Annotated in this window: 1 protein-coding gene; it reads right to left on the reverse strand. The window is 46.5% G+C overall.

All coding sequences use genetic code 11. The annotated features are described in order from the left end of the window. Positions 1-897: hypothetical protein (locus A3757_RS03085; RefSeq protein ID WP_156506141.1), on the reverse strand; the 897-nt coding region annotated here is incomplete at its 3' end. Between the last annotated feature and the right edge of the window lie 20 nt (positions 898-917).

Here is a 917-nt window from a genome sequence, read left to right on the forward strand (position 1 = left end):
AGCCCAAATGGCAATGGTTGCCTTGAGCGATATCAGTGTGAGCCCCATTTTCGCAAACTGTTCTGAATTAACTTGTAATGCTGCGTTAGCTGTTAAGCTAAGAATTTCATTTATGACGGGGTTTGGCCAAGATCCCGCAATAGGGTTTGTAGGATTCAGCCCCGATGTCATTTCGTCTAAGACGATGCCTAAGGCTTCAAGAAGCTCCCATTGATATAGGGCGGGCGCGGCTTTATCAAACAAGCCAGAATTATAGAGCACGCCAAAAACAGGTTGGATAGCAACGTCCTTAACGCTAAACACCGTATTGATGCTTGGAAGGAGTACCTTCGAATATATCGTTCTTAGTTGAAGTGCAAAGGTGGTACTTTCGGTGTAGCCATCGAACTCGATGCCTGTAATTCCTGCGGTGACAAAATCTACCACCACATCGCGATGCTCAACTTCGAAGGATTGTTCATTAGATTGATAGGCACCCCAGAATCCTTGCTGCGGATCGAGCAAGTGTTCATCAAAAGCTTTACTAATAATGCCTACGGGTAAGTCGGCACTATACCATTCCCCACCGGACACCAGATCAAAAATCCTGGGGCGAACATAGAGGCTCGTATCATTGTCCAGGGTTATGTACGAGGCAATACGATTGTTTTCTTTTTCTGGTTTAACAGACAAGCCCAGCAGAGTATGGGCTGGGTCGTCATAGACTACGTGCAGATCCATATCGCTTGGGCCATCGTAAGAAGTCGAGCGATAGTTTGTGTTTGTGTTTGTGCTTGTGCGTGAGATGGCCAGTTCAATATCCTGCGTTGGCATTAAGGCTTTAAGGGCATCCAGACTGCTCTGCACTGCGCCAAGATAGATCTCGTCATAGACATTGTTCAAATTGTGGAGGTGCAAAGTATAAGGGTCCGCTTCGA

The sequence above is a fragment of the Oleiphilus sp. HI0117 genome (assembly GCF_001635235.1).